The sequence below is a fragment of the Hydrogenimonas cancrithermarum genome (genome assembly GCF_030296055.1).
GTDB classification, from domain to species: domain Bacteria; phylum Campylobacterota; class Campylobacteria; order Campylobacterales; family Hydrogenimonadaceae; genus Hydrogenimonas; species Hydrogenimonas cancrithermarum.
The window spans coordinates 114,507-133,023 of the sequence record NZ_AP027370.1; the positions used below are offsets into that span (position 1 = coordinate 114,507).

Consider the following 18,517-nt stretch of genomic DNA (forward strand, 5'->3'; position numbering starts at 1 on the left):
TGGCTCGATGGGACGATCAATTATAGCGGCGATGAGTGCGTTACTGGCGTTGCAGACGGTTTATGCGGACGAATCGATCGATACACTTCTGAAACAGTATAGAAAAGAGGCCGATCTTTCGAAACAGACAAAGAAGGAGAGTGCCGGGTATCTTGTGGTCTATACGCGGGACGACCTGGAGCGTATGCAGGTCTATCGGTTGTCGGACCTGATAAAATCGATTCGTTTTATCCGTTACGATATCAACAATTACGGCATGACGGATCCTCTTCAACTCAACCCCTTGCTCTATTCGAGCGATATGATCAAAGTTTTCGTCAACAATCATGAAATAAGTGACGGATTTTTCGGCAGCGGATTGGCGCTTTATGGCAATATCGACATGGGGATGTTCGACCATGTCGAAATCTATACGGGAGCACCCGTACTCGATGTCACGACAGAACCCGCGGCCGCCGTCATAAAACTCTATACGAAGATTCCGGAAAGAGAAAACGGTGGCACCTTTTCGATGCGTCTCGGAGAGAGAGGAACGCAGGAACTTACACTTTCCCATGCCCAGGTTATGGATGAATGGTCCTATTTTGCCTATGCAGAGGGTGCCGTCAACAATTTCAAACATGAACAAAATATCGGATACGATATCTCCAGAGATTACAAGCAGTTCCATCTCTATGGCGATATCCATCTGAAAAATCATCGTATCGAGGTTGAGGCGCTCGATCAGAAACACGATCTCTTCACCGGACAAAGCGTTATGATCACTCCGACGGACGGGGAGTGGCAGGCACCGCTTTACCGTTTGTCCTATAGCGGAGAGTGGTGGGATGGAGTGGTGAAATCCGATTTCAGTTACATCTCTTCCGTGCTCGATTTCGACAATGAATCGGCATCGCCATTTTGGATGCAGTTACCGCTTGCCATTCCGTTTGACTCGAACGACAACCACTTTCTCTATCGTTCGCGTAACGATATGGCTACGGTAAAACTTTTTCATGACGAAGTAGTACGAAACCATACATTAAAAGGAGGTGTCGAGTATCGATACAAAGGTGTGAGTTACAACTATTTCGAAATAAACGATTACGATGTAACGCCCTCTAGCGACGCCACATACAATACCTTTTCCATCTTCTTGGAGGACCATTACAAATTGAATGGGCATGCGATGTTCGTCGGCTCTTTGAAACTCAATCGGATATTTTTCGATCAAAGACCGAATAACGACAGGCTCGATACGTGGCAGGGGCGCATCGGATACATTTCCCTTCAGGACAACTGGTCTTTCAAAGGCTTTCTGACACATACGGAAACCCCGCCGGAATATTACAATTTGCTCATACACCATGCCGAACTCGTATCCGAAAAGTACGATACCGCATCTCTCGAGGTAAAGAGAACGACCGATAGGAGTGAAGTACGTCTCCTCGGGCTCTTTACACGGGCACGGGACTCTTTCGTCATCAGAAACAGCGATACCGACAAGACGGATTTTTTCAATCTCGCATTCGATGTCATCTTCCATCTCAATGAAAATCACCGGATAGATTTCGATATCTATCTCGACCACTTCAACGAAACATCCATACGCTCTTTTAAAAACTATGTGGGCGGATATGTAAGACTCCTCGATACATTCGATCAATGGGACATTTTTAATGAAGTGATATTCAAGCAAGGAACCGATCACGTCAAGGCCGGATACGATTACAGTGCAGGTATAAAATATCATGTCGAAAAAGATTTGACATTCGCACTGAAAGGTACGAATATTTTCAACAAAGCGAAAAACAGTTATTACAGAACTTTGGATTTGACGCAGAACCCGCCGGTGGAAGGAGGTGTCATACTTCCCGTTGCAGACAGACAGATCTTCTTCACGATGGAGTGGCTCTTTTGAAAAAACTGCTCTTTATTCTGTTGGTACCATTGCTACTGCTATTCGCGGCTTCATCCGACCATGAAGTCAATGCCAGGATATGGCACCGAATCATTTTCGACCTGTCACTGCCTGAGTACCGTATCTATACCCCCGACAAGCAGTTGAGAAAAGTGTTGGAGAAAATTCCCAATATCCATTTGGAAGATCGTTGTGAGTATGCTACACTTATCATCGAAACGAGAAATGCACCAGTACCTGTTACCAAGTGCCCTTCCATTCCGAGACTGTCGAACGACTATCGTCTTTTTCTTCGTCACAAGAACGATATCGGGGCATTTTTTTGGATGAAAGGGCGACCGACGATCATTTTTTCACGCCCAAGGATCGAAGCGTTCGGGCTGAAAATCGATAAAGAGATGAATGACTATATGGAAAATATCCCATGAAAGTGACACGACAGTTCGACCTGGTATTGAATATCGGTATTTTTCTGCTATCTCTTCTTACGATTGCGATGATATATCTCTATCTACAGGTTGACAAAGTACTTCTCTCCACACGCCAGGATATGATAAACACGATCGTGGAAAGATATGTGATGGAGTTTCAAAATGCGGCACGTCTCGTGGTGGAGGAAACAGGCTCGCCGCTGTTCGAAAAGCTCTCCAGGGATCGATCGGTCAGGGAACATCTGCAAATGGATCTCTCCTATTTCAGAACGCCTGAAGTGGAACATCTGTTCGTGGTTTTCAAAGACGAACACGGCAGATACCGATATCTGCTCGATACCGAGGAGGATCCGAACGAGCAGGCTATGTTCATGCAGCGTTTCGAACCCGTATCGTCCATATGGGACGATGTTTACACCCGGAAGAAAAGTGAAGTTTACAAGCATGAGAAAGAGGGGTATCTGTGGGTCACTCTCGCCACCCCTATCATTGAAAACGGCCATGTCGTCGCCATACTCGGAAGCGACCTTTCCGCAGCGATACGCTCCGACGTGGAACAGCGTTTCGTCCAGATCAAATCGATCATGCTCGGCATCGCCATCGGTATCGCCGTTTTACTGGTTTTCGGGTATGCCCAGGTCTATTATTACTACAAAGGAAGAAAGATCAGTTTTATCGATCCTTTAACGGGTGCCTACAACAGGAAATTTCTTTATGAAGTGCTTTCGAATACGGACTATTCGAAATACAAGATTATCATGTACGATGTCGACTATTTCAAGCAGGTCAACGACACATACGGGCATGAAGTTGGAGATAGAGTCTTGCAGCATCTGACCAAACGGATACAAAAACAGTTGCGGCACGAAGACTATCTTATCCGCTTTGGAGGAGAGGAGTTCATCGTTTTTCTCAATACGCCGGACGAGTTCGAAACCATCTATGTGGCAAAGCGGCTCAAACAGTCGATCGAATCATCCCCCTTCGTCAGCGATGAAAAAATCATTCATATCACAATCTCTTTGGGAATCAATACCGATCTTTCATCCGCATCCAATCTCGACGATGCGATCGAAATCGCCGACCGGCAGCTCTATTGTGCGAAGCATGCAGGCCGAAACAGAATCTGTATCAATGGTGAAGTGGTTTGATGGCATATAGAAGAAAGATGTCGTATGTGCGGCCGCCCTCTTTGGAAACGGTGTGGACGATACGGCAGGTAGGCTGGATGAATCCCGCTTTTTCCGATAACAGCAAAAGTGTTTTTTCATCGAACCCGAAATGGTGAACACCTTCGTTCCCGTGGTCGTGAAAGCTCCCGTCTTCCGGTGCCAGATCGGCGAGCGCGATGAAGCCGCCGGGCTTTAAAAGCCCATGGAGGTGCCGGAAGAGCCCCTCTGTATTCTCGATGTGGTGCAGGGTCATCGAACTTACGATTCCGTCGAACGAAGACTCGGGCCGATAGGCCATAATGTCGATTTCGACCGTATCGACAGGGCCTTCGATTTTTCTCAGCTCTTCAAGCATGCCGGCCGACGTGTCGACTCCCGTGACCCTGCTGACATAGGGCATCAGCCGTCTCGTCAAAAGCCCAGTACCCGCTCCGATATCGAGCAGATGCATCGACTTTTCGAGGGAAGTTTGTGTTCTGATTGCATTGGAGACCGCTTCTGCAAGTGCCTGTCTTCTATCCGAAGCATCCCATGTTTTGGCCCGTTGATCGAAGCCCATCGCAGCTCCTGTAAGTTTTTGGATAAAATTCTACCATATGAAAACAGTTCAGCAATGCTTCGAAAGTGAAACAGAGGCAAAACGTTCGAAATTTTTTGCACATCTCGTACCGATCGGAAGTTTCGAAGAGATGCGTTCGCAGCTTCGGCGGAAACATCCGAAAGCGAGCCATATCGTCTGGGCCGCGAGATTCGTCAACCCACATGGGCAGATCGTCGAGGAGAGCAGTGACGATGGAGAACCGAAAGGGTGTGCGGGACGCCCGGTGCTTCATGTGATGCAGGGAAAGGAGCTTATGCAGTGTGCGGTTTTGGTCGTTCGCTATTTCGGTGGTATCAAGCTTGGGACGGGTGGTATGGCAAGAGCCTACAGTGCGGCTGCGCAGGCCGTTGCTGCCGCCGCCGAACTCAAAGTCTTTGAAAGAAGGGCGGCGATCCATTTTTTCACGGCTTTTGGCGTGATGAGGCGGTGGGAACATTTTCTCGAATCGGTCGGGGATCTGAAGGTCGATCGAACGTTCCGTTCCGACGGGACAGCGTGGTCTCTCGAGGGAGGCGAGACGGCCGTTAAAAGAGTCGAAAAGGCGTTAAAAGAGGCACGAATCGACTTTTCGGTAGAATATCACTAAATTTTTTGAAGAAAGAGAATATCAATGCAGCATATCTTTAGAGAGTATGACATTCGCGGGGTTTTCGGAGAGGATTTGACTGAACAGAGGGTCAAACTCATCGGCTATTTTCTCGGAAAGAAGATCAAAGAGCATGGTGATTATGCCGTCGTCACGTACGATGCGAGAACCCACTCTCCGCAATTGAGTGATTGGCTCGTCAGCGGCCTGAATGCAGCAAACGTTGTCGTGTTGCACGGCGGTCTCGTCCCGACGCCCGTCAACTATTTCTGTAACTTCAACAGCTTCCAGGTCGGCGGCAAGGCGGTAATGCCCGCAGGAGGCATCCAGATTACCGGATCGCACAACCCACCCGAATACAACGGTTTCAAAATCACGATCGACCAAAAACCTTTTTTCGGTGAATATATCTATGCCCTTGGGCGTGAAATCGAAAAAGCCGATATCGCGATCCCGACGGAAACCGATGCCATAAAGATTCCGGCACTCGATAGCTATGTCGACTACCTGGCGAAAGATTTTTCTTCACTCGAGGGATTCGATCCGCATATGGCCATCGACTGCGGCAACGGTGCGGCGGGTGTGGCGATCGAGCCGCTGCTCGAAAAACTGAAAATTCCTGCACAGAAGCTCTACTTCGACCCCGACGGCACCTTCCCCAACCACCACCCCGACCCGAGCGAAGAGGAAAACCTCGAAGATCTCAAAAAAGCGCTCGAAAAGGGGGCCGATTACGGTTTCGCGTTCGATGGCGACGGAGACCGCATCGCTTTTTTGAGCCAAAAGTACAACTTCAAAGGGGATGTACTGGCTCTCTTTTTCGCCAAAACGATGGAGAACCCCACCGTCATTGGAGAGGTGAAGTGCTCGCAGATCATGTATGACGAGATCAACAAGATCGGAAAGGCGATCATGTACAAAACCGGCCACTCCAATCTCAAAGTCAAACTCAAGGAGACCGGTGCCGATCTGGCGGCCGAGGTGAGCGGACACATCTTTTTCAACGACCGCTATTTCGGCTACGACGACGCGATCTATGCGATGATGCGTATTCTGGAGATGCTCAAAAACGGTTTCGATTTCGATAAGGAGTACGAAAAACTGCCAAAACTCTACAGTACCGATGAAATCAAGGTCAAAACCACCGATCAGAAGAAGTTCGCCATCATCGATGCGCTCAAAAAGATACTTGAAAAACGTTACACCGAACTGAAGATCCGCGATATCGTGACGATCGACGGTGTGCGCGTCATTTTCGAAGACGGGTGGGGCCTGGTGCGTGCGAGCAACACGACACCGATTCTGGTGACCCGTTTCGAAGCCCAAACGCCCGAAGCACTCGAGCGTATTCAAAAACTGTTGAACGAACTGATCGAAGAGGCGAAAAACACTGTCGGCTGAAACCCACTTCAGCTACCGCTGCGCCGACGGCACGGTCTTCACGTGCCGCCACCGGCGCAAACGGGGCGTGAAAAATCTCTACCTTCGTATTCGAGACGACGGTTCTGTCGGCATTACGACACCGTGGCGCTTCTCGAAAAAGGAGGCATTGGCGTTCGTCGCGCAAAAGGAGCGCTGGATTGTTGACCGGCTCACTTACAGAGGCTACCATGCACGGCAGAACCCGAAGCGTTTCGACCCTTCGAGCCATATTTGGTTTCTGGGTGTCTCCTATCCCGTAACATGCGAACCTGCAGTGAGAAACCGCATCGACTTCAAAGGCGACCGTTTCCTTTTCAAAAAGGCTGATGCGGTGAAATTCCCCGAAGCACTGGAACGTTTCTATCTGCGAAGCGCCAAAGAGATCCTCGCCGAACGGACGGCCTACTGGTCGCAAAAGATGGCACTGGTTCCAAAAGCGCTCAAGTTCCGCCGCTACAAAAGCCGCTGGGGCTGCTGCAGTGCAGACAATGTCATTACGCTCAATACGGCGTTGTTGCGCTACGAGATGCGCCTCATCGACTATGTCGTCATCCACGAACTGGCCCATATACGCCACAAACACCACCAGAAGGCATTCTGGGAACTTGTGGCACACTATGAGCCGGAATGGAAAATTTTGAGAAAAAGACTCGTATGAAATTGACGATCAGCGGAAAGATCGAACGCATTCTCTTTCAGAAAGAGAGCTTTCTGATCGCCAAGCTCGAAAGCGGCGCCAAGATCTCGGGCAACTGCCTCATCACCGACATCGACGCGCTGGAAGGGCAGGAGGTGGAGCTAAGCGGCAACTGGGAGGAGCATCCGAAGTTCGGGCCGCAGTTCGTCTTCGAAGAACTCAACATCAAAGGAAGCGAACTCTACTTCTACCTGACCAAGGTCGTCAAAGGGGTGGGTCAGAAGCTGGTCAAACGGCTCATCGCCCATTACGGCGAAGAGGAGCTGCTCCGAATTCTCGACGAAGAGCCCCAGAAACTGCTAACGTTCAAAGGGATCAAAGAGAAGAAACTTTCACAGATCACCCAAAGCTGGCAGCGATACAAAGAGATGCGCGAACTCGCGATGTTTCTGGCCCCCTACAGGATCGGTCAGTCGATCGTCGTCGAAATCTACCGGACTTTCAGCGGCAAAGAGAATCTGATCGACGCGATCCGCGAAAATCCCTACATCGTCACACAGGTCAAGGGGGTCGGCTTCAAACGTGCCGACGAAATGGCCCGCTCGATGGGAATCGACGCCCGTTCGCCTTTCAGGATCGAGGCGGCTGTCACCTATCTGATGCGTGAAATCAGCGAACAGCAGGGCAACAGTGCCGTCGAACGGAGCCATTTCGTTCAACTGCTGCAAGAAGAGCTCGACTTCGAAGACGAGGCACCGCTGGTCGAAGAGGTGATCGACCGTCTCGTCGAACGCGAAGTACTTCATCTTATCGATGGCCATTTGGCACACACCTTCTATTACCGGGCGGAAAAGGGAATATTCGATTTTCTGAATGCACGCAGAGAGAACCCGGGCGAGCCGATTTTGCCCGATATCGATCGATTCATCGAAAAAGAGGAAGAGGCGATCGGTTTCCGGCTCGGGGAGGAGCAGCGCGAAGCGGTCAGGCTTCTCAACCGCGGCACGCGGGTCATGGCGCTTGTCGGGTATGCCGGAACGGGAAAAAGCACGAGCGCGAAGATGATGCTGAAGCTCCTGGAAGAGCGTTACGGGTACGATGCCATCGTCACGACCGCCCTCAGCGGCATCGCCGCCCAACGCATCCACGATACCACCGGCTACCGCTCCGCGACGATCCAAAGCCTTCTGGTGGCCCATAAAGAGAAGGAGGCACTTCCTTACGACGTCGTGCTTCTCGATGAAGCGTCGATGGTCAACTCCCAAATTTTCTTTCAGCTTATCTCCAAACTGAAAGAGGATGCCGTTTTTCTCGTCATCGGCGACGATGGCCAGCTTCCACCGATCGGGGCGGGGAACGTCCTTTCCGATATTATAAAATATGAACTCGTGCCCGTCGTCAAACTGACCAAAATCTACCGCCAGAGCGAAGAGCAGGCGATCACCCTGATCGCCGACGCGATCCGGCGCGCAGAACTGCCCGAGTATCGAAAGCCCTACATCGATTTCAAATTCGTCGACATGAGCATTCCCGACTACTACGCCATACGCAACGGCATGAACGAAAGTGAAAAAAAGCGGCTGCGCGAAGAACACAATCTTCGAATCCTCGAATCCATCAGGCATGAAGCCGTTCCATATATTCTGGAGGCGCGCAAAAAACTCGAGACGAAAGATATCAGAGGATACCTGACCCATATCCAGGTCATCACGCCCATGCGAGCCGGCCCGCTGGGTGTCGAAAACCTGAATCTGCAATTGCAGAAACTCTTCAACCCCGATGCCAGGCACGCCGTCGAAAAGGGACTCTATACCTACAAACTCTACGACAAGGTGGTCCACATCAAAAACGAAAACATGCCCTCCTACTCCCCGGAAGGTTTTAAACGGGGCGACGACGCCGTCGACCAGCGTATCTTCAACGGGATGATCGGTCTTATCTTCAAATTCGACCCCGAAGAGGAGGAGTGTTTCGTCTTCTATCCGAACGAGCAGGTCGTCGTCCGCTACGGTTTCGACACACTTTCGGACTATCTTCAGCTCGCCTATGCCCTGACGATCCACAAGACCCAGGGGATGGAGTACGACACCATCATCATTCCGATGAGTTTCAGCCACTACGTCATGCACAACACCAAACTGCTCTACACCGCCGTGACACGGGCGAAGAAGATGTGCATCATCGTCGGCGAAGAGGCGGCGTTCAAAGGGGCGTGCCGGCGGATCGACACGACGAAACGGACCACAATACTTCAGCTATTGGCCAAAAAAGGAAAAATATAAGTTTTTTTTGAGATAATTGTTTCGAATTTATACTCAAAGAGTGAAACGAAATGTTCAAACTGGTGAAAGCAGAGGATGAAAATCTACTGGAAGAGATTTACAGACTCCGTTATCATGTCTTGTGCGAAGAGATCAAAACCCTCGACAAAAAAGATTATCCGGAAGGGTTGGAATATGACGAATATGACCGTTTCGCCGACCAGTACGCGATTTTGGACAAAGAGGGGAAAGTTGCCGGATGCCTTCGACTCGTGCACCACTCTCCTATCGGATTCCCGACATTGAATGTCATGCATATGACCGATTTTTTGCAAAAAATCGATGGCGAACGTCTCGGGGAGATCTCCCGGATTACGATTCATCCGAAATACAGAAAACTTTCATTGACAAAAAAAATCTTCAATTTGATCATCTACAATGGCTGCCCGGAAATGAAAAATCTTGGACTGGATTATGCATTGTGTGCCGTGGAGGAGCCGCTGTTCAGACTGCTCAGAATGTTCAGTATTCCTTTCGAAAAGATCGGAGAAGCACACGAATATCTTCTGCGTTACCGCTATCCGGCCCTTTTGGAGATGAAAGAGCTGGCAAAGGCCCATCCAAAGTTGTGCAGATTTAAAGAAAACGCCGCCTCTGAATAGATGGTATCGGCCTTAAAGCTTGGAGTATCGTGGATGTGTGATTCGCGTGAGAGTGGAGCTGATGGCGGGACTCGAACCCGCGACCTCTTGATTACGAATCAAGTGCTCTAGCCGGCTGAGCTACATCAGCGCTTTCAGGGTTGCAATTTTACATCAATACTATAAAAAATTCAATACAAAATCAGATTATTTTAAGTATAATCGCGTAAATTTTACAGGAGTGATCATGGCGATTGAAAAAGTTGAAACCAAAGAGGCATTTAAGAGTTTTATCGAAAGCGTGGAAGCGCAGGAGGGGTATCGCAAACCGGTGGCGTTTGGTATCTGCCGTGTCGACCGCGGACAGAAAAACCGCGACAAGATTCTTCAGGCTGTCTTTCCTCTCATCAATTGGAACGAGAACTTCGGTTCGGCGGTGGTTCTGATCGCGGCTTTGCAAGAGAGTGGTGAAACGGTCGACTTCACGACAACCGAGCAAGTTTTCGACGTATCCGACGCAGTGGTCATCAACGCATTGGCCGCTTTTTCTCCCTATCTCGCCGAGGCAAAGGGAGATGCGCATAAAAACGTTCAGGTCATCGCTACGTTGGCCGGAATCGCGGAAGCCGAATTGCTCGACGACAACTTTCGTATCGTTTTTCTGTTCGAAGATGCCGCGCCGCAGAGCGTCGAGGCGGTCTACATCAAGCTCTACGCCCTTTCGCTCGGCAAAGCGGCACTTCGCAGCGTGAATCTGAACGGCGCGTTCGGTATTCTGCAGAATGTCGCATGGTTCGGCAACGAACCCTTCGAACTCGACTGGTTGCGTGAAAACGAGATCGAATTGAAACTCAACGGTGCCTACCCCGAAATCGAGAGTGTCGACAAATTCCCGCGCTATCTGCAACACATTATCCCTGCGGACAACACGCGCATCCTCGACAGTGCGAAAGTACGCATGGGCGCGCAGCTGCATCCGGGAACGACCGTCATGCCGGGTGCGAGCTACGTCAACTTCAATGCCGGCACCACCGGTGCCGTCATGGTCGAAGGGCGAATCTCCAGTTCCGCGATCGTCGGGCCTGGTTCGGATGTCGGTGGCGGCGCGTCGATTCTCGGAGTTCTCAGCGGAACGAACGGCAACCCCGTCACGATCGGAGAAAACGTGCTTCTCGGTGCCAACAGCGTTACGGGGATACCACTGGGTGACGGCTGCATCGTCGATGCAGGTATCGCGATTCTGGAAGGGACGAAAGTGGCGATCGGCCGTTCGGAGCTCGAGAAGATCAAAGAGGTCAATCCGTTCTGGGATGTCAAGGTCGAAGATGAAAACATTCTCAAAGGAGTCGAACTCGCCGGCAAAAATGGCATCCATTTCCGCCAAAACAGTATGACCGGCCAAATCATCGCGATGCGCAGCAGAAGAGAAGTCAAACTCAACGCAGAGCTACATTAATTAATCGCAAATCCGCTTCGTCACGTACCATTTGAGTATGGCGGTGGCGGAGTGGGAAAGTTCGTGTTGGTTGAAGGGAATGTAGGCGATTTTCAGTTTACTGAGGATTATCATTCCTGCAAAGACAGCAGCCAGCCAGACAAGAAGGCCATAGAGCCAGCCGAATTCGAGCCATGCCCAGATACCAAGAAATATCGGTACGAGAGTGAATGCCGCACGTAAAAGTACGACGATCATTTGGCACTTTTTATTCAGCGGCGGCAGCAATTCGACGATCGGTTTCTCTTCTTGTTCATTCATACCAAGAACTTTATCATAAAGGATTCAACAATGGCAAACGAGGTGATCATCTGGCACAATCCGCGCTGTTCGAAGTCGCGCGAAGCACTGAAACTTCTCAAAGAAAAGGGGATCGAACCCAAAATTTACAAATATCTCGACGAGCATCCGAGCAAAGAGCAGATTGAAGAGGTTTTGAAGATGCTTGGTGTTTCGCCGCGCGACATTATGCGTACCAAAGAGGCGATCTACAAAGAGTTGGGACTGGGGGACGTAGAGGATGATGAAAAATTGATCGAAGCGATGGTGGAACATCCGCGTCTTATCGAACGTCCCATCGTCATAAAAGAGGGCAAAGCGGTTCTCGGACGGCCGCCACAAAAAGTTATTGAATTGATAAAGGAATAAAAGAGATATGCTTCATACAAAAGATTTGACCAAACGTTTCGGCGGACGGGTCCTTTTCGAAAATGTCAACATCAAACTGGATGCGGGCAAGCGTTACGGTCTTATCGGCGCCAATGGAGCCGGCAAGAGTACCTTCCTTAAAATCGTCGCAGGCGAAGAGGATGCCTCCGGCGGCGAGATCATCATTGGCAGCGGTCTGAAACTCGGTGTCCTCGGGCAGAACCAGTATGCCTTCGAAGAGTTCACGATCGCCGATGCGGTGCTTTACGGGAACAAACGCCTCTACGATGCGATCAAAGAGAAAGAGCGTCTCTATATGGAGGGCAATTTCGACGATGACAAGGTCAACGAACGACTGGGCGAGTTGGAGATGGTTTGCGTCGAAGAGGATCCGATGTACGAGTACGACGTGCGTATCAAGAAGATTCTCGAAGAGCTCGGCTTTCCGGAAGAGCAGCATACGGAACTGATGAGTTCGCTCCCGAGTGCGGACAAGTTCAAAGTGCTGTTGGCACAGGTGCTTTTTCCCAAACCCGATATTCTCTTCCTCGACGAGCCGACCAACAACCTCGACATCCATGCCATCGCATGGCTCGAAGAGCAGCTCAAGCGCCATGAAGGGACGATGATCGTCATTTCCCACGACCGCCACTTCCTCAACAGCGTCGTCACGCATATACTGGACCTCGATTTCAAGACGATCAGAGAGTTTACCGGTAACTACGACGACTGGTACATCGCCAGCAATCTGCTGCAGAAACAGCGGGAGATGGATCGTGCGAAGAAACTCAAAGAGAAAGAGCAGCTCGAAAATTTTATCAGAAGGTTCAGTGCCAACGCATCCAAGGCAAAACAGGCGACAAGCCGTCAGAAACAGTTGGACAAACTCGATCTGAGCGCTCTTCAAACCTCCGCCCGACGCGACCCGAGCATCGTTTTTCGCAAAAAGCGTGAAATCGGGAAAGAGGCGCTGGAACTTCAAAACGTCAACAAAAAATTCGACGACCATGTCGTTTTCGAAAACCTGAACCTCAAGTTCAATCCGGGCGATAAAGTGGCGCTCATCGGCCCCAACGGCGTCGGTAAGACGACGCTATGCAAAATGATCATGGACGACGACCTGAAACCGGACGGCGGCGAGATCCGTTGGGGTGCGACGGTTGAGCCGAGCTACTTCCCTCAGGATACGACCGATCGCATCAAGGGTACCGAAACTCTCTACGAGTGGCTCAGAAGCCACGACCGCGAAGCGGACATCTCAGAAATCCGTAACTGTCTGGGGCGTATGCTCTTTAGCGGTGAGGAGCAGGAGAAGAGCATAGAGAAGATCAGCGGAGGGGAGAAGCACCGCATGATGCTGAGCAAAATGATGCTGGAGCAGGGCAATTTCCTGGTCCTCGACGAACCGACCAACCACCTCGACCTCGAAGCGATCATCGCGCTCGGCGAAGCGCTCTACACTTTCGACGGCAATGTCATCTGCGTCACCCACGACCGCGAACTCATCGATGCCTTCGCCAATCGCATCATCGAGATCAAGCCGGACGGTGAGATCATCGATTTCAAAGGCAACTACGAAGAGTACGCCGAATATATCGGGGAGACGGCGACCGCCTGATGGGACGCGGAACGAAAATAGAGATCGAATTCGGCAGTTTCGGTGGCGGTTGGGAGGCCGACAACAAAGCCGGCCCGGCCCAAGCCGACAAAGAGGTATTGCCACCCGAAAAACACAGCCTCGTCTTCAGGCGCGAAAAGCGCCGCGGCAAACCCGTCACGCTCGTCGGTGAATTCTTTCTGGACAAATCGAAGCAGAAAGCCCTCCTGAAGCGCATCAAAACCAGACTCGGCAGCGGTGGCACCTTCAAAAACGGCTGGATGGAACTGCAGGGCGAAAAAACCGATCTCGTCCGCCCGCTTCTGGAAATGGAAAACTTCCGCTTCAAACGATAAACCATAACCTAGCATTATCTCATCCAGAATTTTAATTTATAATAAAATTTTATTCTTGATTTTTGTCAAGCTATTAATAATTTTCATATAGTATCATTTTTTTGAAAAGTTTTTGAAAAGGATGAAAAGATGAAAAAAAGTTTGATGGGTATGGCCGTGGCGGCACTTTTGGCATCCTCTCTTTCGGCGGAGATGAGACCGGTGGAAGCCTATAAATACATGACGGAAGTTCTCAAAGGAGAGTGGACGATGTCTCCGAAAGAGAAGCAGACAGGCACCACCGGTGCACACGAACATCCCGCGGTCAAACGCCTGCTCGGTACCGACAAGACGGGGGTTGCCTACAAAATCATCGGGCGTGGAGCCACACTGCAAGAAGACCTGCTTCCCAATACGATGAAACAGATGGTGACGATGTACTACTGTGACGACTATGTCGACTGCAACGAGCTTCAAGCGACGCACTACTGCGCCAAGCAGAACCATCCGGCGTTCGTTTTCAACGCCAAAGAGAGCACACCCACCAAGCTGGTCTTCGACTGTGATATGGAGCGCTCGGAAGTGTGCGACTCCGACGAATCACACGTCCATCACATCATCCTCGAACTCTCCAACAACAAAAACCACCTGAAGTCTTCCTATCTCGTATGGAAGGACGGCGAGTTGGCCACAAAGCACTCAATCTACCATTTCGACAGAAGATAGTCTTTAAAGATAGGGCGTTTCCGCTCTATCTTTATCGGAACCTCCAGGCAAAAAAGGGATCTATTTTCTCGTGTCGTTTGGGAGAAAAGTCTTTTCGAAGACCTGCACTCCCGCCATCAGCCAGATCGTTGCCTGCTGGGTGAATATTTGGCTCTCTATAGCCGAGGCTTTGGCACGAGCGGCGGAGAGGTCGGCAATGGCGCGGCTCAGTTCGTCGGCGCTGGCAAGCTGGTTTTCGAAGCGTCCTTTCGTGAGCTTATAATACTCCTTCTGCGCTTTGACCTCCATTTTTGCACTCAGCAGCTTCGACTGCAGGGCGGCCAGCTCCAAAAATGCGTTTTCCAGTTCGGTTTTGACACGATTTTTGTAGTCGTTCAGTGCGGTGGTCTGCGCCAGGGTTTTGTAACGGGCCGCTTCGTAACTTTTTTTGTCGGCGAAACCGTTGAAGAGGTTCCACGAAAGGGCCGCACCGACATAGCTCTGGTCGGGGTTGGTGAAGCCGTCGCCGTTCAGTTCGGGAGTGTCGCCTCTGCGCTTGAGTTCCGCCGCCAGGCCGACGGTAGGGTAGTAGCGGCTTTTGGCAAGGGTTTCGACACTTTTGTCGATCTTCAATGCGCGCTGCAGGGCTGCGATATCCTCCCGGTTCCGCAAAGCGGCAGTAAGAATCTCGTGTCTGTCGAATTTTTCTGATCTGTTTGAAGAAAATTCAACCGATTCGACGGGATGGTCGAGGAGATAAGAGAGCTGGTTGAGGAGCTGATCTTTTCGGCTTTCGGCTCCGATGATCTCGGCCTCGATGGCATAGCGTTTCGCTTCGATGTTGTAGAGGTCGGCCGGCGGAAGCATGCCGTTGTCATAGAGCCCTTTTGCCTTGTTGTAGGCATCGTCGATCGCCTTTTTCGCCTCTTTTTTGGCATTGAATACCTCTTCGGCGGCGTGTACTGCACCGAAAAGCCGCGTCGCCTGCAGATAGAGGTTGCGCTTGAGATCGAGCACTTCGAGCGTCGCTTTTTCATACTCGAACTTTGCTTTGTCGATGGATGCGGTGACGGCATAACCGGTGAAGAGAGGGTAGGAGAGTTTCAGCGATCCCGTGAAGTTTCGTTTGGTCGCCATCGGTGCGGTCAGCGACGGGTTGCCCGGTATATGAAACGTCACCGTCGGCGTATCTTTTAGCCATGCGGCGCTGAATTGCGCATCGAGAGCCGGCAGATTTTTTCCTTTCGCCGCTTCTGCCATCGACTTTGCGGCTTCCTGGAGCTGCCGGGCACTTTTGAGTGCGAGCGCGTTGTCCACATCGTGAATGATCTCCTGATAGGTTTGTGCATAGATCAGCGCAGGCAACAGCAGTAAAGAAAAGCGTCTCATTTTTTCTCCTTCGCAGGTTTTATTTTAACAAAGAGAAGCAATACGAAAACGGAACCGAGAATGCCCCAGTATCCAGCGTGCATGAATGTATTGTAAAAACCGTAGTTGTAACTCATGAAAGTCTCATAGTTAATGAAGATCGCCTTGATCTGATCCATCGAAATCCCCAGCTGTTCCTGTATCGATGTCAGATAATGCCTGAGATATTCGATATTTTGCAGCTCCTCCATCCGAAGAAAGTGGAGGTTTTTGAAGTATTCCATGTTGTTCGTCGCGAGTGCGGTACCGAAACTTCCGCCAACGAATCGGAAGTAGTCCATCAGTACGATCGCGAGCTCCCCTTTGTGCGCCGGGGCGTTTTGGAGTACCATCACCGTCACGGGAGCGAAAAAGAGGCCCATTCCGATACCGAAGGGGATCGTCAGAAGCATCGCCTGCGAAAGCGGCGTATAGTAGTTGAGCGACGGCAGAAAGGTGATGGAGGTGACGACGTAGAAGATCGAAGCGATAAAGACCGTGCGCTTCGCCCCGATCTTGTCAGACAATATACCTGCGAGTGGGGAGAAGAGGCCGATGAAGATGGCGAACGCGAAGACGGCGATACCTGCATCGAGTGTCGGCAGCATCTTGATATGTTCGTAGTAGACGGGCAGAAGGTAGAAGTATTGGTACATCGAAAAACCGAGGATGAAGAAGTAGATCATCATGCCGTTGGCGAACGCGGAGTTTTTGAAAAGCGAAAAATCGATGAGTTTGTACTTCGACCAGAGTTCGCTGAGCGCATAAAGAAGAAATCCGATGATGCTGAAAAGCAGCAACAAACCGATCAGCGAACTGTTGAACCACCCCATCTGCTGGCCGCGGCTGAGCATGATCAGCAGCGAGACTGTCGCGAACGACAAAAGCAGGAAACTGATGAAGTTGAACTTCAGTTTTTGGAAAAAACTCTCTTTCGGAAGGTAGACGATCCCCGAAATTACGAGCAACAGTCCTACGGGTACGTTGATGAAAAAGACCATCCGCCAGTTGTAGTACTCGGTCAGATAGCCGCCGATGGTTGGGCCAAGGGCAGGTGCGAAACTGACGCCCAGACCGTAGAGGCCCATCGCCAAGCCTTGCTTTTCAGGCGGGAAGTAGCTGAAGATCATGATATGGCTGGTGACCATGATGAGCGCTTCTCCGACTCCTTGGATGACGCGGAAAATGATGATCTCCTCCAGTGTCGAAGAGAGGCCGCACATCAGTGACGCCGCTGTAAAGAGTGCGATACCCGAAAGAAAAACCGCTTTCGCCCCAAAGCGTTTGATCAGATATTCGGTAATGAGCAGCGCAATGGCTGCGGCTACCATATAGCTGGTGATGATCCACTGTACGCCGTACATGTCGCTTGCCAGGGGACCGGTCAGCTTGGGAACGATCACATCCACGACGGTTGTGTCCAAAATCGCCATGAATGCGCCTGCCATGACGATGATGCTGAAGATGGCACGCTCTTTCGACGTAATCTCCCAAGGTTTTTTGCCTTCGGGTGTCGTGACGTCTCCAGCAGCCATTGCCATCACTCAATTCCTCTCGATAGCAACGGTGGCTCCCATGCCTGCGCGCAATCCCTCGATCGTATCCAGTGTGATACGTACGACGAAGCGCTGGTCGAGTTTGGTGAATTCTCCGCTGGCGATATCGCGTGGGACAAGACTGAAGGTCGAAGCGGATGTCGGGGCGATCGACTCCACTTTGCCGTGATACTCTTTACCTTTAACCGCATCCACTTTGATCGTCACATCGTTGCCCGGTTCGACGCCATGTAGTTTTTTCTCGGAAAGAAGCACTTCACAATAAAGTGTCTTCAAATCGGCAATGGCATAGACAGGAGAACCTTTTTCGACAACGTGTGGCGCGTCGAACAGCTTCTTCGCGACGATGCCGTCGAAAGGGGCATAAAGTTTTGTATAACCGATCTTGTTTTCGATGGCTTCGAGCGATTTTGTCTGGGCTTTGAGCTGTTCCACCTGCGCTTCGATCTGCTTTTCGATCTCTTTGATCCGGTGAATATCGACGATGGAGAGTTGGTAGGCCTTTTGAACTTTCGACCGGTTGGCACTCAAAACCTCATACTTTTTTTCCATCGCTTCGATCTCGTCGGCGAGTGCGTCACGGTTCGTTTTGACACTCTCGTAATCGGTCGAAGCGATAAGCTTCTGCTCCAGCATCTTTTCGAAACGTTCGACATCCTTGTCCAGTTTTTTCAGCCGGGTTTTGGCAGCTTCGATGGTGTAACGAAGAGAGGCTTTCTCTTTATTTAGTATCTCGATGTCGGTTCCTGCGATCTGGCGTCGAAGCTCGAGGCTCTTTTCCAGTCTGATTTTTTTGAGGCGCATCGCTTCGATCGACTTTTCCAGGCTTTTGATCGAGTGGATCAGTTTCTCTTTCGTCGTAATGAAATCGACAGGATCGATAAGGGCGAGAAGTTCACCTTTTCGTACCGCTTCGTTCTCGTTCTTTTTCATCTCGATCACTTTGCCTCCCACTTTGAAGCCTACCATCGAGATGTTGTCGCTTTTGATAAATGCCGCATCGCTGACGGCATTTTTCGAGCGGTAATGGAGATAATCGTATCCCATATAGGTAAAAAGGAGAATCAGGCCCAGAATGATGAAGCTACCGAGACGTTTTGACATTCCCATCCTTCAGAAGTGA

General features: G+C 50.6%; 18 protein-coding genes and 1 tRNA gene. 13 read left to right on the forward strand and 6 right to left on the reverse strand.

Annotated features, from left to right (window positions below; all coding sequences use genetic code 11):
• Positions 1 to 7 precede the first annotated feature (7 nt).
• The 3 genes from QUD54_RS00515 to QUD54_RS00525 are packed head-to-tail and all read left to right on the forward strand — an operon-like array spanning position 8 to position 3,482.
• On the forward strand, positions 8 to 1,900 hold the full coding sequence (locus tag QUD54_RS00515; protein ID WP_286337005.1) for a TonB-dependent receptor plug domain-containing protein: 1,893 nt from the start codon (positions 8 to 10) through the stop codon (positions 1,898 to 1,900).
• On the forward strand, positions 1,897 to 2,328 hold the full coding sequence (locus QUD54_RS00520) for a hypothetical protein (RefSeq protein ID WP_286337006.1): 432 nt from the start codon (positions 1,897 to 1,899) through the stop codon (positions 2,326 to 2,328). Before QUD54_RS00515 ends, QUD54_RS00520 begins: the two co-directional genes overlap by 4 nt.
• Positions 2,325 to 3,482 (forward strand): diguanylate cyclase, encoded by a 1,158-nt coding sequence (locus QUD54_RS00525; RefSeq protein ID WP_286337007.1) that lies wholly within the window; start codon positions 2,325 to 2,327, stop codon positions 3,480 to 3,482. The genes QUD54_RS00520 and QUD54_RS00525 overlap by 4 nt, the downstream gene beginning before the upstream one ends.
• Here QUD54_RS00525 and QUD54_RS00530 read toward each other — a convergent pair.
• Positions 3,463 to 4,062, reverse strand: coding sequence for a class I SAM-dependent DNA methyltransferase (locus tag QUD54_RS00530; RefSeq protein WP_286337008.1), 600 nt, complete (start codon positions 4,060 to 4,062; stop codon positions 3,463 to 3,465). The two genes, QUD54_RS00525 and QUD54_RS00530, sit on opposite strands and share 20 nt — an antisense overlap.
• Positions 4,063 to 4,099: 37 nt before the next feature.
• Between QUD54_RS00530 and QUD54_RS00535 the strand changes: the two genes are divergently transcribed.
• From QUD54_RS00535 to QUD54_RS00555, 5 genes are all read left to right on the forward strand, one after another.
• Entirely contained in the window at positions 4,100 to 4,690 is a 591-nt protein-coding gene (locus QUD54_RS00535; RefSeq protein ID WP_286337009.1) for a YigZ family protein, read from the forward strand.
• 24 nt (positions 4,691 to 4,714) lie between these two features.
• Complete coding sequence (locus QUD54_RS00540) at positions 4,715 to 6,091, forward strand: phosphomannomutase/phosphoglucomutase (RefSeq protein ID WP_286337010.1); 1,377 nt, start codon at positions 4,715 to 4,717, stop codon at positions 6,089 to 6,091.
• A 67-nt stretch (positions 6,092 to 6,158) separates the two neighbouring features.
• Positions 6,159 to 6,770: a M48 family metallopeptidase gene (locus tag QUD54_RS00545; RefSeq protein WP_286337011.1), complete on the forward strand. Its 612-nt coding sequence runs from the start codon at positions 6,159 to 6,161 to the stop codon at positions 6,768 to 6,770.
• On the forward strand, positions 6,767 to 9,031 hold the full coding sequence (gene recD2, locus QUD54_RS00550) for an SF1B family DNA helicase RecD2 (RefSeq protein ID WP_286337012.1): 2,265 nt from the start codon (positions 6,767 to 6,769) through the stop codon (positions 9,029 to 9,031). The genes QUD54_RS00545 and recD2 overlap by 4 nt, the downstream gene beginning before the upstream one ends.
• Positions 9,032 to 9,081: 50 nt before the next feature.
• On the forward strand, positions 9,082 to 9,672 hold the full coding sequence (locus QUD54_RS00555) for an acyl-homoserine-lactone synthase (RefSeq protein WP_286337013.1): 591 nt from the start codon (positions 9,082 to 9,084) through the stop codon (positions 9,670 to 9,672).
• A gap of 53 nt (positions 9,673 to 9,725) precedes the next feature.
• On the opposite strand, the gene QUD54_RS00560 is transcribed toward QUD54_RS00555, so the two are convergent.
• Positions 9,726 to 9,802, reverse strand: a tRNA-Thr gene (locus QUD54_RS00560).
• Between the two features lie 96 nt (positions 9,803 to 9,898).
• Here QUD54_RS00560 and QUD54_RS00565 point away from each other — a divergent pair.
• Entirely contained in the window at positions 9,899 to 11,107 is a 1,209-nt protein-coding gene (locus tag QUD54_RS00565; RefSeq protein WP_286337014.1) for a 2,3,4,5-tetrahydropyridine-2,6-carboxylate N-succinyltransferase, read from the forward strand.
• Here the strand turns inward: QUD54_RS00565 and QUD54_RS00570 are convergent, their stop codons facing one another.
• Positions 11,108 to 11,407 carry a hypothetical protein gene (locus tag QUD54_RS00570; protein WP_286337015.1) on the reverse strand — a complete coding sequence of 100 codons (300 nt, stop codon included), beginning with the start codon at positions 11,405 to 11,407 and terminating at the stop codon, positions 11,108 to 11,110.
• A 30-nt stretch (positions 11,408 to 11,437) separates the two neighbouring features.
• Here QUD54_RS00570 and arsC point away from each other — a divergent pair, with 30 nt between their 5' ends.
• The 4 genes from arsC to QUD54_RS00590 all read left to right on the forward strand — a co-directional run bounded on the left by arsC (position 11,438) and on the right by QUD54_RS00590 (position 14,452).
• The gene (gene arsC / locus QUD54_RS00575; protein WP_286337016.1) at positions 11,438 to 11,794 is read left to right on the forward strand and encodes an arsenate reductase (glutaredoxin); all 357 of its coding nucleotides are present in this window, start codon (positions 11,438 to 11,440) and stop codon (positions 11,792 to 11,794) included.
• A gap of 7 nt (positions 11,795 to 11,801) precedes the next feature.
• Positions 11,802 to 13,412, forward strand: a complete 1,611-nt coding sequence (locus QUD54_RS00580; RefSeq protein ID WP_286337017.1) for an ABC-F family ATP-binding cassette domain-containing protein — start codon at positions 11,802 to 11,804, stop codon at positions 13,410 to 13,412.
• Positions 13,412 to 13,747, forward strand: coding sequence for a translation initiation factor (locus tag QUD54_RS00585; protein ID WP_286337018.1), 336 nt, complete (start codon positions 13,412 to 13,414; stop codon positions 13,745 to 13,747). The genes QUD54_RS00580 and QUD54_RS00585 overlap by 1 nt, the downstream gene beginning before the upstream one ends.
• Positions 13,748 to 13,876: 129 nt before the next feature.
• Positions 13,877 to 14,452 (forward strand): hypothetical protein, encoded by a 576-nt coding sequence (locus tag QUD54_RS00590; RefSeq protein WP_286337019.1) that lies wholly within the window; start codon positions 13,877 to 13,879, stop codon positions 14,450 to 14,452.
• Positions 14,453 to 14,512: 60 nt separating this feature from the next.
• On the opposite strand, the gene QUD54_RS00595 is transcribed toward QUD54_RS00590, so the two are convergent.
• The 3 genes from QUD54_RS00595 to QUD54_RS00605 are packed head-to-tail and all read right to left on the reverse strand — an operon-like array spanning position 14,513 to position 18,498.
• Entirely contained in the window at positions 14,513 to 15,820 is a 1,308-nt protein-coding gene (locus QUD54_RS00595) for a TolC family protein (protein WP_286337020.1), read from the reverse strand.
• Positions 15,817 to 17,379 carry a DHA2 family efflux MFS transporter permease subunit gene (locus tag QUD54_RS00600; RefSeq protein WP_286337021.1) on the reverse strand — a complete coding sequence of 521 codons (1,563 nt, stop codon included), beginning with the start codon at positions 17,377 to 17,379 and terminating at the stop codon, positions 15,817 to 15,819. Before QUD54_RS00600 ends, QUD54_RS00595 begins: the two co-directional genes overlap by 4 nt.
• A 3-nt stretch (positions 17,380 to 17,382) precedes the next feature.
• Positions 17,383 to 18,498 carry an HlyD family secretion protein gene (locus tag QUD54_RS00605; protein ID WP_286337022.1) on the reverse strand — a complete coding sequence of 372 codons (1,116 nt, stop codon included), beginning with the start codon at positions 18,496 to 18,498 and terminating at the stop codon, positions 17,383 to 17,385.
• Positions 18,499 to 18,517 lie beyond the last annotated feature (19 nt).

What these genes read in the sequence shown, in the direction of transcription:
- QUD54_RS00515 (WP_286337005.1), top strand. Translation starts at nt 8, where the DNA reads ATGGGACGATCAATTATAGCGGCGATGAGTGCGTTACTGGCGTTGCAG.
- QUD54_RS00525 (WP_286337007.1), top strand. Translation starts at nt 2,325, where the DNA reads ATGAAAGTGACACGACAGTTCGACCTGGTATTGAATATCGGTATTTTT.
- QUD54_RS00530 (WP_286337008.1), bottom strand. Translation starts at nt 4,062, where the DNA reads ATGGGCTTCGATCAACGGGCCAAAACATGGGATGCTTCGGATAGAAGA.
- QUD54_RS00535 (WP_286337009.1), top strand. Translation starts at nt 4,100, where the DNA reads ATGAAAACAGTTCAGCAATGCTTCGAAAGTGAAACAGAGGCAAAACGT.
- QUD54_RS00540 (WP_286337010.1), top strand. Translation starts at nt 4,715, where the DNA reads ATGCAGCATATCTTTAGAGAGTATGACATTCGCGGGGTTTTCGGAGAG.
- recD2 (WP_286337012.1), top strand. Translation starts at nt 6,767, where the DNA reads ATGAAATTGACGATCAGCGGAAAGATCGAACGCATTCTCTTTCAGAAA.
- QUD54_RS00555 (WP_286337013.1), top strand. Translation starts at nt 9,082, where the DNA reads ATGTTCAAACTGGTGAAAGCAGAGGATGAAAATCTACTGGAAGAGATT.
- QUD54_RS00565 (WP_286337014.1), top strand. Translation starts at nt 9,899, where the DNA reads ATGGCGATTGAAAAAGTTGAAACCAAAGAGGCATTTAAGAGTTTTATC.
- QUD54_RS00570 (WP_286337015.1), bottom strand. Translation starts at nt 11,407, where the DNA reads ATGAATGAACAAGAAGAGAAACCGATCGTCGAATTGCTGCCGCCGCTG.
- arsC (WP_286337016.1), top strand. Translation starts at nt 11,438, where the DNA reads ATGGCAAACGAGGTGATCATCTGGCACAATCCGCGCTGTTCGAAGTCG.
- QUD54_RS00580 (WP_286337017.1), top strand. Translation starts at nt 11,802, where the DNA reads ATGCTTCATACAAAAGATTTGACCAAACGTTTCGGCGGACGGGTCCTT.
- QUD54_RS00585 (WP_286337018.1), top strand. Translation starts at nt 13,412, where the DNA reads ATGGGACGCGGAACGAAAATAGAGATCGAATTCGGCAGTTTCGGTGGC.
- QUD54_RS00590 (WP_286337019.1), top strand. Translation starts at nt 13,877, where the DNA reads ATGAAAAAAAGTTTGATGGGTATGGCCGTGGCGGCACTTTTGGCATCC.
- QUD54_RS00595 (WP_286337020.1), bottom strand. Translation starts at nt 15,820, where the DNA reads ATGAGACGCTTTTCTTTACTGCTGTTGCCTGCGCTGATCTATGCACAA.
- QUD54_RS00600 (WP_286337021.1), bottom strand. Translation starts at nt 17,379, where the DNA reads ATGGCAATGGCTGCTGGAGACGTCACGACACCCGAAGGCAAAAAACCT.
- QUD54_RS00605 (WP_286337022.1), bottom strand. Translation starts at nt 18,498, where the DNA reads ATGTCAAAACGTCTCGGTAGCTTCATCATTCTGGGCCTGATTCTCCTT.